Source organism: Glutamicibacter sp. NPDC127525, assembly GCF_042672105.1.
In the GTDB taxonomy this organism is placed as follows: domain Bacteria; phylum Actinomycetota; class Actinomycetes; order Actinomycetales; family Micrococcaceae; genus Glutamicibacter.
Genome location: NZ_JBHXVN010000001.1, coordinates 1,125,060 through 1,139,431, shown reverse-complemented (window position 1 = coordinate 1,139,431; position 14,372 = coordinate 1,125,060). Strand labels below are relative to the sequence as shown.

General features: G+C 59.7%; 16 protein-coding genes. 12 read left to right on the top strand and 4 right to left on the bottom strand.

Features of this window, described 5'->3' with window-relative positions; all coding sequences use genetic code 11:
* Positions 1 to 145 precede the first annotated feature (145 nt).
* Both ACFVHU_RS05370 and ACFVHU_RS05365 read right to left on the bottom strand, forming a co-directional pair.
* Complete coding sequence (locus ACFVHU_RS05370) at positions 146 to 784, bottom strand: TrkA family potassium uptake protein (protein WP_105657082.1); 639 nt, start codon at positions 782 to 784, stop codon at positions 146 to 148.
* Between the two features lie 25 nt (positions 785 to 809).
* The gene (locus ACFVHU_RS05365) at positions 810 to 2,243 is read right to left on the bottom strand and encodes a TrkH family potassium uptake protein (RefSeq protein ID WP_105656958.1); all 1,434 of its coding nucleotides are present in this window, start codon (positions 2,241 to 2,243) and stop codon (positions 810 to 812) included.
* A gap of 205 nt (positions 2,244 to 2,448) precedes the next feature.
* Between ACFVHU_RS05365 and ACFVHU_RS05360 the strand changes: the two genes are divergently transcribed.
* The 5 genes from ACFVHU_RS05360 to ACFVHU_RS05340 all read left to right on the top strand — a co-directional run bounded on the left by ACFVHU_RS05360 (position 2,449) and on the right by ACFVHU_RS05340 (position 6,410).
* On the top strand, positions 2,449 to 3,618 hold the full coding sequence (locus ACFVHU_RS05360; protein ID WP_181148815.1) for an acetoin utilization protein AcuC: 1,170 nt from the start codon (positions 2,449 to 2,451) through the stop codon (positions 3,616 to 3,618).
* Positions 3,619 to 3,713: 95 nt separating this feature from the next.
* Positions 3,714 to 4,157, top strand: coding sequence for a metalloregulator ArsR/SmtB family transcription factor (locus ACFVHU_RS05355; protein ID WP_332594628.1), 444 nt, complete (start codon positions 3,714 to 3,716; stop codon positions 4,155 to 4,157).
* Between the two features lie 190 nt (positions 4,158 to 4,347).
* Positions 4,348 to 5,691, top strand: coding sequence for an NADP-specific glutamate dehydrogenase (gene gdhA, locus ACFVHU_RS05350; protein ID WP_105656957.1), 1,344 nt, complete (start codon positions 4,348 to 4,350; stop codon positions 5,689 to 5,691).
* Positions 5,692 to 5,947: 256 nt separating this feature from the next.
* On the top strand, positions 5,948 to 6,172 hold the full coding sequence (locus ACFVHU_RS05345; protein ID WP_013349804.1) for a helix-turn-helix domain-containing protein: 225 nt from the start codon (positions 5,948 to 5,950) through the stop codon (positions 6,170 to 6,172).
* Between the two features lie 139 nt (positions 6,173 to 6,311).
* Positions 6,312 to 6,410 carry a 30S ribosomal protein bS22 gene (locus ACFVHU_RS05340; RefSeq protein ID WP_005504750.1) on the top strand — a complete coding sequence of 33 codons (99 nt, stop codon included), beginning with the start codon at positions 6,312 to 6,314 and terminating at the stop codon, positions 6,408 to 6,410.
* A 102-nt stretch (positions 6,411 to 6,512) separates the two neighbouring features.
* Here ACFVHU_RS05340 and ACFVHU_RS05335 read toward each other — a convergent pair whose 3' ends face one another.
* The gene (locus ACFVHU_RS05335; RefSeq protein WP_105656956.1) at positions 6,513 to 7,319 is read right to left on the bottom strand and encodes an HAD family phosphatase; all 807 of its coding nucleotides are present in this window, start codon (positions 7,317 to 7,319) and stop codon (positions 6,513 to 6,515) included.
* 62 nt (positions 7,320 to 7,381) lie between these two features.
* Here ACFVHU_RS05335 and ACFVHU_RS05330 point away from each other — a divergent pair, with 62 nt between their 5' ends.
* Together ACFVHU_RS05330 and ACFVHU_RS05325 are read left to right on the top strand one after the other, a co-directional pair.
* Positions 7,382 to 7,627 (top strand): glutaredoxin family protein, encoded by a 246-nt coding sequence (locus tag ACFVHU_RS05330; RefSeq protein WP_332485935.1) that lies wholly within the window; start codon positions 7,382 to 7,384, stop codon positions 7,625 to 7,627.
* 27 nt (positions 7,628 to 7,654) lie between these two features.
* Positions 7,655 to 8,329 (top strand): redox-sensing transcriptional repressor Rex, encoded by a 675-nt coding sequence (locus tag ACFVHU_RS05325; protein WP_286134124.1) that lies wholly within the window; start codon positions 7,655 to 7,657, stop codon positions 8,327 to 8,329.
* 106 nt (positions 8,330 to 8,435) lie between these two features.
* On the opposite strand, the gene ACFVHU_RS05320 is transcribed toward ACFVHU_RS05325, so the two are convergent.
* Entirely contained in the window at positions 8,436 to 9,212 is a 777-nt protein-coding gene (locus ACFVHU_RS05320) for a DUF3824 domain-containing protein (RefSeq protein WP_105656954.1), read from the bottom strand.
* 173 nt (positions 9,213 to 9,385) lie between these two features.
* Here ACFVHU_RS05320 and ACFVHU_RS05315 point away from each other — a divergent pair, with 173 nt between their 5' ends.
* The 5 genes from ACFVHU_RS05315 to ccsB are packed head-to-tail and all read left to right on the top strand — an operon-like array spanning position 9,386 to position 14,127.
* Positions 9,386 to 10,048 (top strand): histidine phosphatase family protein, encoded by a 663-nt coding sequence (locus ACFVHU_RS05315; RefSeq protein WP_388022874.1) that lies wholly within the window; start codon positions 9,386 to 9,388, stop codon positions 10,046 to 10,048.
* A 36-nt stretch (positions 10,049 to 10,084) separates the two neighbouring features.
* Positions 10,085 to 10,678, top strand: coding sequence for a TlpA disulfide reductase family protein (locus tag ACFVHU_RS05310; RefSeq protein WP_332485937.1), 594 nt, complete (start codon positions 10,085 to 10,087; stop codon positions 10,676 to 10,678).
* Positions 10,679 to 10,686: 8 nt separating this feature from the next.
* A complete protein-coding gene (locus ACFVHU_RS05305; RefSeq protein WP_105656951.1) occupies positions 10,687 to 11,442 on the top strand; it encodes a cytochrome c biogenesis CcdA family protein in 756 nt (251 codons plus the stop codon).
* A complete protein-coding gene (locus tag ACFVHU_RS05300; RefSeq protein ID WP_133833583.1) occupies positions 11,442 to 13,070 on the top strand; it encodes a cytochrome c biogenesis protein ResB in 1,629 nt (542 codons plus the stop codon). Before ACFVHU_RS05305 ends, ACFVHU_RS05300 begins: the two co-directional genes overlap by 1 nt.
* Positions 13,063 to 14,127, top strand: a complete 1,065-nt coding sequence (gene ccsB / locus ACFVHU_RS05295) for a c-type cytochrome biogenesis protein CcsB (protein ID WP_105656949.1) — start codon at positions 13,063 to 13,065, stop codon at positions 14,125 to 14,127. Before ACFVHU_RS05300 ends, ccsB begins: the two co-directional genes overlap by 8 nt.
* Positions 14,128 to 14,372: the final 245 nt, after the last annotated feature.

The window sequence follows — 14,372 nt, the reverse complement described above, 5'->3', positions numbered from 1 at the left end:
CAATCTGGTGGCCCTGCATTTTTTTTAAAAACCCACGGTGCCCCCCCTGGTGTTTTACGCGCGCGGCTCCCAACTAAAAAAAATCCGGGGGGGGCCCCCCACCGTTGGGGGCCCCCCCCACCGCCGTATTCACGATCCTCGTGCCCTACGGGCGTGCTGCGAAACGCTCGAGCAGGTCCACGTGCCCCGAGACGATCAGGACATCTCGGCGAGTCACCATGGTATCCGGCATGGCGTAGGTGAAATCCTCGCCCGGGGACTTCACACCAACGATCGTCACCCCGTACTTGGAGCGGACTTGGGACTGGGCCAAGGTGAAGCCCTGGGTCTCCTTCGGAGGGTACATCTTCACGATGGCGAAGCCGTCATCGAATTCGATGAAGTCGAGCATGCGGCCACCGACCAGGTGCGCGGCACGCACACCGGCATCGGCTTCCGGGTAGATGACGTGGTTGGCACCAATGCGGGTAAGAATCTTGCCATGGGAGGGCGTAATGGCCTTGACCCACAGATGCTCAATGCCCAGATCCACCAGGTTCACGGTGATCAGCACGGATGATTCGATGGAGGTACCCACGCCCACGACTGCAGAGGAGAATTCCTGGGCGCCGAGCTGGCGCAGGGCGTCAATATTGGTCGCGTCGGCCGCGACCACGTGGGTCAAGGTGCTGGCCCACTGCTGAACGAGCTCCGGGCTGCGCTCAATGGCCAGCACTTCGCGCCCCTGCTTGACCAGCGTTTCAGCGACAGATGCACCGAAGCGGCCCAGGCCGATAACCAGCACCGGGGCATTGTGGTCTATGTTCTTGTCAGCCAATGAGTGGCCTTTCTTCTGGGAGTCTGAACAGCGTATTGCGGTGGCGCATGGTCAACGCGCTGGCGAGCGTAATACTGCCGATGCGTCCGGCAAACATCAACGCGCTGAGCACATACTTGCCGGCCGGAGGCACTTCTTGCGAAACCCCGCTACTCAGGCCCACGGTAGCAAAGGCCGAGATCGACTCGAACAGGGCTCGCGAGAAGCCCACCGATTCGTCGATGGTCACGAGTGCGCCGGTAGCGACCATCACCAGCGAAGCACCCATGGCGACCACGGAGATGGCCACGCGCATGGTGCCTTGCGGAATCTGCCGGCCAAAGGCCTTCGCGTCAGTATCGCCACGGACCTCGGCCAAGATCGCCAAGAACATCACGGCAATGGTGGTGACCTTGATGCCGCCAGCAGTAGAAGCTGAACCGCCACCGGCGAACATCAATGCGTCGGTCAACAAGATGGTCACCTGGTGGATGTCGTTCTGATCCACCAGGTTGAAGCCGCCAGAACGGGTCATGGTGGAGGCGAAGAAGCCATGAATGAGCTTGTCGCTGATGGATAAGCCGCCGATGGTCTTGGGATTGGCCCATTCGAAAATCAGCCACAGGAAGGATCCGGCAAAGAGCAGGATGGTGGTGGTGAGCATGGTCAGCTTGGTGTGCAGGTTCCACTTCTTCATATTGAACTTGTGCGCCAGCAGCACCATGATCACCGGGAAACCCAAGGAACCGGTGAACACGCCGGCCATCAATGGGCCCAGGATCCACAGGTCGGTTTCGTAGGGAACCAATCCGTCGGAGTGCGGGGTGAAGCCTGCATTGTTGAAAGCCGAGACGGCATAGAAGATTCCATGCCAGATGGCGGACAGGACGCTTTCACCCAGAATGTAGAAGCGCGGGATCAGAAAGAGCGCGATGACCGCCTGCAGGCTGATCGCTGTGAGGATCACGATGCGCAGCAATGAACTTACTTCACCCAGGGCTGAGGCTCCAGAACTGTTCATCGAATTCTGCGCCATCAGCTTGGCTCGCACGCCCAGCTTGCGGGATACCGCCAGGGACATGATGGAGGCCAGGGTCAAAATGCCCAGGCCGCCCATGAACGTTGCGACCAGCATGATCAGCTGACCGGCGAATGACCAGTGCACAGCGGTGGAGACGGTCGTTAGGCCAGTAACGCAAACTGCCGACACAGCGGTGAATAATGCGTCATGCAGCGCGGTGGCTTCCCCCGTGGCCGAGGAAAACGGCGCCGCGAGCAGGGAGGTGAACAACGTGATAGCCAGCAAGAAGGCGCCAAGAGTCAAGCGCGCGGGGGAGCGCACGGTGAAGTCCGCAACTGCGATGCGAACGGTCAGCCATTTCTTGCGTCGCTGTTCGCGCATTTCAGCTGCCCGGGCGCTGGGGCCCGATGCACTGGCTGTGCTCATTTATTACTCGCCGTTTCCTGGGGAACAGTTCTTTGCCATGAGGATTTGAAGTCCTTCTAGTAATTTACGCGTTTCCACCGCTAAACGCTTGTGTTGCCCGGCTAAAGACCCGACAAGCCGCGCAAACTGCCATGAATTCATGAGTTGGGTCACTATCGGGTAGCCTGAAATCGTGTTAGATCCGCAGCATGCCCCACGGCCCACCATGGTGATGTGGGATGAAGAGTATCTGAAGTACAAATTCAGCGACTGGCATCCCATGCACCCTTCACGGCTAGAACTGACCTATCGACTCAGCGATGAGCTGGATATCTTCGATGCGCCGAACGTCACGATACAGGCTCCGGATATTGCCGACGATGCGGTCATCGGCTCCGTCCATGACCAGAGCTATATCGATCAGGTGCGGCGGGTGAGCCAGGATCCAACACTCGTTGCCGAAGAATTCGGCTTGGGCACCGAAGACGACCCGGTATTCGCCGGGATGCATGAAGCCGCCGGGCGCATTGTTGGCGGTTCGGTAGCAGCGGCCCAAGCCATCATGGACCAAGAGGTGGTCCGTGCGGTGAACTTCGCCGGCGGCATGCACCACGCCGCGAAAAGCAAGGCCAGCGGTTTCTGCATCTACAATGACGCTGCTGCCGCGATCCATCGCATGCTGGAACAGGGTGCCCAACGCGTGGTCTACATCGATGTGGACGCGCATCACGGGGATGGCACCGAGTCGATCTTCTGGGATGACGAACGCGTGCTGACCATTTCCATCCATGAATCCGGGCTGTCGCTGTTCCCCGGTACGGGATTCGCCAATGAAATTGGCGGCAAGAACGCCGAAGGCAGCGCAGTAAATGTTGCTCTGCCGGCAATGACCGGGGACTCCGGGTGGATGCGTGCCTTCCATGCGATCGTTCCGCAGCTGGTACGCGCCTTCAAGCCCGAAATCATCGTCTCCCAGCACGGTTGCGATGCGCACCGTGATGATGACATGACCAACTTGAAGCTGTCTGTTGATGCGCAACGCCAGGCGGCCCTGGACATATCCCAGTTGGCAGATGAGCTGTGCGAAGGCCGGTGGCTGGCTACCGGAGGCGGGGGATACAACGTCACCGCCGTCGTGCCGCGTACCTGGACCCATCTGACGGCTATTGTTGCCGGCAAGCCGGTGCCGTTGCGTACCTATGTTCCCGAGACCTTCCGCCGCTACGTTCTGGAAAGGTACGGCCGTGCCATGCCTTACCTCATGGGCGATGACGCCCAGCTGTGGTGGCGCAATTGGGAAGTCGGCTATGATCCGGCCGATCCGGTAGACCGAACCATCATTGCTACACGCAAGGAGATATTCCCGCTTTTCGGGCTCGATCCATGGTTCGACTAGCCTCGCATGGCTGCGGCCAACGGAGACAGAGGCGAGACCTCACAGCATTTTAGGCATGGAAATCGATTGCCAACCGTTCATATGCCGTTAGGGTTATGTGTGTGGCAATTGATGAAGTGTTTTCGGCGTTGGCTGAACCAACCCGACGAAAGATAATAGAAGCGCTCAAGAACGAGCCGAAAGCAGTGGGCACTCTGGTCACTGAACTGGAGATCTCGCAGCCGACTGTTTCCAAGCACTTGAAGGTGCTGCGCGAAGCTGAACTCGTGAGCATGGCCGCTGCCGGGCAGCGGCGCATCTACAGCATTGATACCTCAGCGCTGGAAGATCTCGTGCGCTGGTGCGCCGATTTGGTACCTGCCCAACTGGAGGGCCAGGAGCTGGCAACCACGCAGGCCGAAGCCGAGGGGCAGCTGGCAGCGGTATCGAATCCAACGGCTCAGCAGATCGGTCGGCGCGTTGGCCAAGGCCTGGAACAAGTTACTGGACGTGCGCAAGAGTTTTTCGAGAAACTTCCGCGGTTCGGGCGTCGGCGCTAGCTCTTGTCCAGTCTTCGGCGCTGCAACCGTGCAATATGGTCAATCTTTTAAGTTACGCGCGCAATCCTGTTTTATAACATGAAAATTTTGTTCAGAATGCCCAGCATGGCATTCTCGTGTGCGGGGCAGTGACGCCGGCAATGAGGCCCCTTGTGCGCCTGTGCCTGCCCCAAGTGATGAGGAGAAAAACTTGGATAAGCACTTAGCGACGATTCGCGACGAAGTCTTCCGCCGCAATCCCGGCGAAGCAGAATTCCACCAGGCCGTCACGGAAGTATTCGACAGCCTTGAAGCTGTATCGGTCAAGCATCCTGAATACGCCGAAGCCGCAATCCTGCAGCGTTTGTGCGAACCTGAACGCCAGATCATCTTCCGAGTGCCATGGGTTGACGACGAAGGCCGCGTGCAGATCAACCGCGGCTTCCGCGTTGAATTCAACTCGGCTCTGGGCCCATACAAGGGCGGTCTGCGTTTCCACCCATCGGTTTACCTTGGCATCGTCAAGTTCCTGGGCTTCGAACAGATCTTCAAGAACTCCCTGACCGGCATGCCCATCGGCGGCGGCAAGGGCGGCTCGGACTTCGACCCGCGCGGCAAGTCCGATGGCGAAGTCATGCGCTTCTGCCAGTCCTTCATGACTGAGCTCTACCGCCACATTGGCGAATACACCGACGTGCCAGCCGGCGATATCGGCGTTGGCGGCCGCGAAATCGGTTACCTCTTCGGCCAGTACAAGCGCATCACCAACCGCTACGAGTCCGGTGTGCTGACGGGCAAGGGCTTGAGCTGGGGCGGTTCCCTGGTTCGCCCGGAAGCCACCGGCTACGGCGCAGTGATCTTCACTGAAGAAATGCTCAAGACCCGCGGCCAGACTTTCGATGGCCAGCGCGTGGTCGTTTCCGGTTCGGGCAACGTGGCAATCCACGCCATCGAGAAGGCGCAGGCACTGGGAGCGAAGGTCGTTACGGCTTCCGACTCGGCCGGCTTCATCGTTGACGAGGGCGGCATCGACCTGGATCTGCTGCGTCAGATCAAGGAAGTTGAGCGCGGCCGCATCTCCGAGTATGCCGAACGCCGTGGCACCAAGAAGGTGAAGTACGTTGCCGGTGGCAGCGTCTGGGACGTTGCAGGCACCGTGGCGCTGCCCTGCGCAACCCAGAACGAATTGGGCGCTGAGGCCGCAAAGAAGATGGTTGCTGCTGGCACCATCGCAGTGGCCGAAGGCGCCAACATGCCTACTACCGCTGAAGCGACCTCGATCTTCCAGGATGCAGGGGTGCTCTTCGGCCCGGGCAAGGCAGCCAACGCTGGTGGTGTTGCTACCTCCGCTCTGGAGATGCAGCAGAACGCCAGCCGCGATGCATGGAGCTTCGAGCACACCGAGCGTCGCCTGACTGAGATCATGGTCGGCATCCACACCAGCTGTGCTGCTACTGCAGACGAGTACGGCATGCCGGGGAACTACGTCGCCGGCGCCAACATCGCGGGCTTCGTGAAGGTCGCAGACGCAATGCTCGCACAGGGCGTCATCTAATAATCTGCAGCGCTGCAATCCGCGTGAATTCATTGGGGACCCGGTGAAATCACGCGGATTGTCTCGTTCAGGCATCAAAAAATGTGATTCAGATGGTCACGTGTGTGTTTCGTGATGCAAAAGTTACAAAAGTGCGATTAGACTAGTACAAAGCGAACGTGAACCTGAACCGCCGATGTTGATCCAAAGTCGTGTAAGTTCATCTTCGCTAAATTAACGCGACGAATAAGAGATCAGCGTCAGGAGAATATCCCGCATGACGGATAAACAGAATTTTGCCGGAGCCCGTTTCATGACTGTGGCCGAAGTGGCCGACATGATGCGCGTTTCCAAAATGACCGTTTATCGGCTGATCCACGCCGGTGATTTGCCTGCTGTTCAGTTCGGTCGCTCCTATCGCGTTCCGGAAAACGCCGTGGAATCATATCTGAATGCCGCGGCCATTGATCCGCAGCACGGTACCGGTTCTTACGGTCGATAGTCCGCGCGATGGTCAGAGCATGACCGAAAAGCGGGTAATCTGTTAAGGAACGTTTAACGTCCGGTCAACCTTGTCCTTGGGCTCGCGCGCAAGCAGGCATTTGGGGTTGACGCATTTATTTAGTTTGTGAGGAACCACTATGGGCTCTGTTATCAAGAAGCGCCGCAAGCGTATGTCGAAGAAGAAGCACCGCAAATTGCTTCGTAAGACCCGCCACCAGCGTCGTAATAAGAAGTAAATCTACTTCTGAGCATTTGCCGCTTGGCAATCATCGCCACCGCTTCACAGTGAAACTGTTGAACGGTGGCGATTGCTTTATCCAAAGCCGCCCAGCGCCGGCCTAAGAGCCGGAACGGCGCAGAATGGACCGTCGCGCCGCCCAGAGCGCACCAAGCACTCCAGCGGCCTTCAGGCCTAGTTTGGCGGCTCGCTGGCCGGTGCGGAAATCGTAGACCTGCCAGCCGCGGCGCTTGGCGTAGGCGCGAAGCCGCGCATCGGGATTGATGCATACGGGGTGTCCCACAGCTTCAAGCAAGGGAACATCATTGTAGGAATCCGAGTATGCCCATGATTTCGACAGCGAGATGCCGCGAGCCTTCGCCAGGGTGCGCACCGCTTGCGCTTTTTCCGCAGCGTGCAGGATCGGGCTGGCCAGCGCTCCGGTGTAGAAACCGTCTTCGCTGGCCACTACAGTGCCCAATGCACCGGTAAGTTCGAGACGTTGCGAGATGACATTCGCCACTTCCAGGGGAGTGGCAGTGACTAGCCAGACTTCACGGCCCACCGTCCGATGCTGGCGAGCAATGGCTACCGTACCGGTCCATAGCTTGGGTTCGATGTATTCGTCATAGATCTCGTTGCCGATCTTCTCGATCTCGGACACCGGGATCCCTCGGACCATCATCAACGCACGGTCGCGAATCTGGTGAATGTCCCCTAGGTGCTCACCGCGCGCGGCGAAGCGCAACTGCTTGAGCGCGAACCAGAGGATTTCGCGGAATTGGAAGAAGCGGCGCTCATGCAGTTTCCGGGCCAGCAGATACAGCGATGCACCGCGCACAAGGGTGTTATCTACATCGAAGAAAGCGGCGACCGTGTCCGGAGCCAGGGCGGAATTCGGGCTGGGGTGATGATCGATGGAAGACATTTGATCCAGTTTATTTCATTGCCAAGTTTAAGGGCGGTTACGGCTCGTGAGATTATAGGCAGGTGAGTACTTTGAATCAGATCCAGCTGTTGGTTCGAGAAGGCTGCCACCTGTGCCAGGCCGCACGCGCAACCGTGGCCGAGGTGACTGGCCGGTTGAATATGGAGTTTTCCGAACTGGATATTGACCAGCACCCTGAATTGCTGGCCAAGCACCACGAGGAAGTGCCGGTTCTGCTGATCAACGGAGAAGTCCGCGACTTCTGGCACATCGACGCACAGCGTCTGGAACGACTACTGAGCAGCTAGCCGCTGCCGAATAAATGAAAATGCGTTGTGCTCTTCAAGAGCACCGAAAAGTGCGGGAGAACGAAGATGTCAGAGCTTGAAGCCCGGGTCCTGCCTGAGGCCACGCTGGCTCGACTGACCCAGTACTTGCGCGCGCTGAACGCCTTGGAAGCCCAGGGCCTGGAACGCACCAGTTCCGGGGTGCTGGCCAAGGAAGCTGGAGTGAACCCCTCCATCCTGCGCAAAGACCTTTCCTGGTTGGGTTCCTACGGAACCCGCGGGGTGGGCTACGTGGTCCGCGAACTGGCAGAACATATCAGCCGCACCCTCGGCCTGAACCAGGACTGGCGTGTGGCCATCCTCGGCGCCGGTAACCTGGGGCGCGCGCTCAGCGGATATGCAGGCTTCAGGACTCGTGGCTTCAACGTCAAGGCGATCCTGGATATCGACCCCGCACTGGTCGGCAGCCCGGTCGGCGAGCTGCACGTGGAAGCGATCGCGGACTTGGCCGCAGTGGTTGAACGCGAAGAAATCAACATCGCTGTTCTGGCAATTCCGGGCGATGCTGCGCAGGACCTGGTCTACGAACTGGCCGCGCTTTCGGTCCGCTCGGTGCTCTCGTTCGCACCGATGCCGCTTCGCGTACCCGCGGGCATGAACCTGCGGCGCGTTGATCTTTCCACTGAATTGCAGATCCTGGCATACCTCGCCGTTCAAGGCTGAAGCCGCGCAGACGAGAAAAGGCGTAGCCGCGTCATCCCTTGGGTGGATGGAGCGGCTACGCCTTTATTGTCCCTGCAGGGCCTCGCGAAGAGGCTCGGCCATGCGTTTAGCGGAAGCCGGCCAGGCGAGCCTGGCGGCGCTGCGCAATGTATTGCGAAGAAGGGCGCAACCAGGCGAAGACCACGCCTGCAATGCCCAACAAGATGCCCACAACGTAGACAGCGTTGATAATTCCGGCTTGAGTGTCAGCGAACATGCTGATCATTGGAACGATAGTCACCAGATTCAGCAGTGAAAGCGCACCGAGGATCGTGGCGATAATTCGCATGGCGCCCACGCCGCGGCCAACGAAGAAGCCCACCAGGAAATACAGGGCCAAGGTGATGATCATGGAGATAATCACGAAGGTCGACATCATGGAATTGACCTGGGCCATGAAGGCCTCAGGGCTTGCCATCATCTGTTCAACCAGTGGATCCTGCTCCATGCCCGGGGTGCTCTGCATCTGGTTCTGGAACTCTTCTTGCACCAGCGACCACTGCTGGCCAATCATGTTGGCCATCATGTTGGAGTTGGTCATCAGCCAGCTGGCGAGGGCACTGAAGATGCCCGCGAGCATGATCAAGCCAAAGGCGATAGCCAAGGTCCGTGGCCGCTCGGTCGGCGGCTGCACGCCGGCGTAACCTCCCTGCTGGGCATACTGGTCGTAGCCCGGTGCCTGCGGTTGCCCGTAAGGATTCGGATTCTGGCCGTACGGGTTCTGGCCGTACGGCGAGGGCTGCTGGCCGTAGGGGTTTTCGCCGTACGGGTTCTGCGATGAACCCTGGCCGGAAGGGCCCGGGTTGTAGGGCTGGCCCGGCTGGTTAGGATCGTTGTCGCTCATGATGCGTCCTTCTGGTCGAACTGTCTTATTGACTAAGCGTAGTGGCAGTCGATTGTGAGCAACCCCTCCGAAAGGATGGTTTTTCCATATGGGATTCCAATGCGTGTCCTGTGAATAGTTGACGGTGGCCACAATATGGCTAATTTGCACCGAATATTTGAGACACTGGAGGCATGCCTTTATCGACCGTCCATTTGTTGCGCCACGGGGAAGTTTTCAACCCTGACCGTATGCTCTACGGCAGGATCCCCGGCTTCGGGCTCTCGGAACTCGGATTCCAGATGGCCGATGGGGCAGGAGAATATTTTGCCAAGCGCCAAGCAGAAGGCGGCAACGTGGTGCGTCTGGTGGCCTCACCGCTCCTGCGAGCCCAGCAGACAGCCGCGCCGACCTCCAATGCTCTGGATCTGCAGGTCCACACCGACGAGCGGGTTATCGAAGCCGGCAACAAGCTGGAAGGGCTGTCCAAGGTTGCGGAGCACCTGCGTCAGCCGAAGTACTGGCCGCTGCTGGTCAACCCGCTGGAGCCTTCATGGGGCGAACCATATGCCCAGCAGGTTGCTCGCATGCGCCTGGCCATGGATGAGCACCGCAAGGCCGCCCTCGCCGAGCACGGCGAAGGAGCGGAAGTCATTATCGTCAGCCACCAGCTGCCGATCTGGGTTACGCGCCGCGCCGCCGAGAAGAAGCCGCTGTGGCACGATCCGCGCCAGCGCGAGTGCACCCTGGCTTCCATCACCAGCTTTGATTTTGAGGGAGACGAATTGGTCTCCGTGCGTTACACCGAACCGTGCCCCGAGCTGCTTGCCGGCGCGGCGAATATCCCTGGAGCCTAAAGCAAAATGACAGATCCTGTGCCTAATCCTCGCCACTTGAGCCGCCGCACCATGTTGCGTTCGCTCATGGTTGCCGCCGCCGTGGTGCCCTTGGCTGCCTGCAGCGGCAAGGAAGATGCGCTGACCGCGCAAGCAAACAGCGGCGACGGCAAGAACTACATCGCTGGCGACGGCGCCGTGGAAGAGTACGAAGTTTCCAAGCGCAGCGAACCGGTTGCCCTCAAGGCCACCACCTACCATGGCACCGATATCGACTTCACGCAGTGGCAGGGCAAGCCCGTAGTCATGAACTTCTGGTATGCCGCCTGCGCTCCGTGCCGCATCGAGGCACCGGATCTGAAGGAAATCGCTGAAGGCTTCGGCGAGAAAGTCGAATTCATTGGCGTCAACGTACGCGATGAAGCCGAAGCGGCGAAGGCCTTCGAGCGCACTTTCGAGATTCCCTATGAGTCGGTACAGGATACCTCCGGGGACATCCAGCTGGCGATGACCAAGTACGTCCCGTTGCAAGCGGTTCCATCCACCTTGGTGCTGGACCGCCAGGGCCGTGTCCGTGCCCGCGTGATCGGTGCCGTAGAGCCTGGCACCCTGAAGTCATTGATCGACTCCGCTCTGACCGAAGAGTTGTGAGCTGATCAGTGACCACTAATCCCTTTGCCGACATCGTCCTGGACGGGTCGTTGCTGCTGGCTGCCCCAGTAGCACTGCTGGCCGGGCTGGTCTCTTTCCTTTCGCCTTGCGTCCTGCCGCTGGTGCCGGGCTACCTCGGTTACGTCACCGGGTTGACTGGTGCGGATCTGAAGGAGCACCGGCGCGGCCGCGTGGTCTCCGGCGTACTGCTCTTTGTCCTGGGATTCTCCGTGGTCTTCATCGCAGCGGGCGTGCTTTTCAGCCAGGCCTCCGCGTGGCTCAGGTTCAACGGCTCCTGGGTCACCCAGGCATTGGGCCTGGTCGTGGTCTTCATGGGCATCGTGTTCATGGGCGGCTTCTCCTGGATGCAGCGTGACCGCAAGATCCACAGGAAACCGCCTGCAGGCCTGTGGGGTGCCCCGGTTCTGGGGCTGACCTTCGGCCTGGGGTGGGCACCGTGCATCGGCCCCACCTTGAGTGCGGTACTGATCATGTCCACCGGTGTGGACGCGAACGTAGGGCGTGGAACGCTCCTGACTGTGTTCTATTGCCTCGGATTGGGTTTGCCCTTCATCCTGATTGCAATGGGGTTGCAGCGCGGCATGCAGGCGCTGGCGTTCTTCCGCAAGCACCAGGTTTTCATCATGCGTTTGGGCGGGGTACTACTCATTGCCTTGGGACTGGTCATGGTGACCGGTCTGTGGGGAACATGGGTAGCAGAACTGCAAAACTGGTTTGCCAATGAAGTGAGGTTGCCAATTTAATGGCGAAACAACAACGGAATTCCAAGGGAACTGGCGACGCGCCTGCTCTGGGATTCATGGGTTCCATGCGTTGGATCTGGACCCAGCTGACATCGATGCCAACAGCCTTGTTCTTGCTGTTGCTGCTCGCCGTCGCTGCGGTACCGGGATCGATCTTCCCGCAACGCGACGCCAACCCCGAATCTGTAGCCCAGTACCTGGAACAGCACACCACCGCTGGTCCATGGCTGGATCGCTTCCAGATGTTCGAAGTGTATTCATCGGTGTGGTTCTCCGCGATCTACATCTTGCTGTTCGTCTCGCTGATTGGCTGCATCATCCCGCGTGTGAAGAAGCACGCCAAAGCCTTGCGCACCCCGCCGCCGAGGACCCCGGTGCGCCTGGAACGACTTCCCCAGTACAGCTCGCATGAAATTCTGGAAGGCGAGACGGATACGCCCGATGACCAGCAGGTCATCGAGGATTCGTTCAGGATCCTGAAGAAGCGCGGCTACCGTGTCGAGCGCCGCGAGGATGCCACCGGGGCCTCGGTTGCCGCAGAGCGCGGGTATACCCGCGAAATCGGCAACCTGCTCTTCCACATCTCGCTGATGGGCGTACTGGCTTCGGCCGCGATCGGCGGAGCCCTGGGCTACACCGGGCAGCGCGTGGTTGTCGAGGGGGAGACCTTCGTGAATTCGCTGGTGGCCTACGACTCCTTCACCCCGGGCACCGGCTTCAATGCCGATAATTTGCCGCCCTTTGCTGTGACGCTGGACAAATTCGACATCATCTTCGACCGCGAATCCGAATCGCATTTCGGACAGCCGCTGGACTTCACCGCCCACGTCAAGGTGCGCGAATCGCCCGATGCCGAGCCAGTGAAGCAGGAGCTGAAGGTCAACCATCCGCTGCGGATCAGCGGCGGTGACGTGTACCTGGTCGGCAATGGCTACGCCCCGGTGATCACCGTCAAGGATGGCAACGGCAATGTCTCCTATTCCGGCCCGGCGGTTTCCATTCCGCAGGATTCGGTCTACACCTCGATGTTCGTGCTGAAGGTTCCGGACGCCGAGCCATCGCAGCTGGGCTTCCAGGGCTTCTTGCTGCCAACCGCACTGGTGGATGAGAACGGCTTCGGCATCTCGGGCGATCCCAACGCCATCAACCCCCAGCTGCACCTGAACTCGTACTTCGGGGATCTGGGCCTTGACGACGGCAACCCGCAAAACGTGTTCGTGCTGGACACGGAGAAGATGGAACCGCTGAACAGCCGTGATTTGGATGCCGGCGGCATCATCCTCGAAGCGGGGCAGACCTACGAGCTGCCCGACGGCAAGGGCTCGATTACCTTTGACGACCTCAAGCGCTTCGTTGCATTGGACATCAATCATGACCCGGGCAAGCTGCCAATCGGCATTTTCTCAGGTCTGGCGCTGATCGGCCTTGCGGTCTCGCTGTTTACCCCGCGTCGCCGCGTCTGGGTGAAGCTGAAACAAGAAAACGGCAAGCGTAGTATCGAGTACGCACTGCTGGCACGTGGCGAGGATCCGCGTCTGGAACGCGAAGCTGCAGAACTACAGAAGATCTTTGACAAGGCTTGGCCATTGGCAAGCCAGGAGCAGAACCAAGGAGCAGTAAATGGATAACGCTGGGGCATTAGCGCCAATCAATGAAACGCTGGGTGAATACAGCCAGTTGTTCATGCTGCTGGCCGCCATGGTCTACGGAGTGGTCTTCATCATTTTCGCCTTGGACCTGGCAAAGACCAACAAGTCCATCAGCGAAATGGATTCCGAAGCGCTCAAGCGCGACGAGGAACTGCTGGTTAGCGCCGGCGGCGCCGTGGGCACCAAGCCCCGTTCGCGCCGGGGTGCCGCTGTGCGTGCCGACAACGTCGGCGAGCATATCGTGACCGACAAGATGGAGTACACGCAGTTGTCGGCCAAGCGCCCCACGGCTCGCATTGCCGTGGTGCTGATGTGGCTGGCCGCTGCCCTGCACGGCGGTGCCGTGGTTTCCCGTGCGATAGCCGCGCACCGAGTGCCCTGGGGCAACATGTACGAGTTCCTGTCCACCGGTGCATTCCTGGTGGCTCTGGTCTTCTTGCTGGTGCTGATCTTCAAGGACCTGCGCTTCATGGGATCCTTCATCTCCGGCCTGGTCACCTTGATGCTGTGCGGTGCCACCATCGGCTTCCCGACACCGGTTGGCCACCTCGTTCCTGCCCTGCAGTCGCCATGGATCGTCATTCACGTCTCCATCGCCGTCCTGGCGTCGGCACTGTTCGCCATCAGCTTCGCCATGAATGTGCTGCAGCTGGTACAGCATGCTCGCATGAACCGGCTGGCCGCTGGCCAGGACGACAAGCTGCCCTTCATGCGCGTGGTGCCAGGTGCCGGCGCATTGGAGAACTTCGCCTACCGCATCAACACCATCGGCTTCGTGATGTGGACCTTCACTGTCATCGCTGGTGCGATCTGGGCTGAGGCCGCTTGGAGCCGCTACTGGGGCTGGGATCCAAAGGAAGTCTGGTCCTTCGTGATCTGGGTTGTCTACGCAGGCTACCTGCACGCCCGTGCCACCGGTGGCTGGACGGGCCCACGCTCGGCCTGGTTGTCGATCATCGGCTTCCTGTGCGTGGTCTTCAACTTCACCATCGTGAATATCTTCTTCGACGGTCTGCACTCCTACGCCGGAGTCTAGTTCCTAAGAATCCAGCACTGCGAGCGGTTTCCCTTTAGCGGGGAGGCCGCTCGCAGTACTTTAAGCGTTCGTTGCAGGCCCTGGTACTCAAGTGCAGGGGCACAGACCGGCGCCTGCCCCCGTCCGCCCCTCCAGCGCCCGTAGAGGAAGCCCCGCGTCCCTGGCCGCCTGCAAGAGTGCCCGAAGTTTCCACGAGGCATGAAAAAGCCCAGCGGCGCTGGTACGCGTGCTGGGCTGGTTGCCGG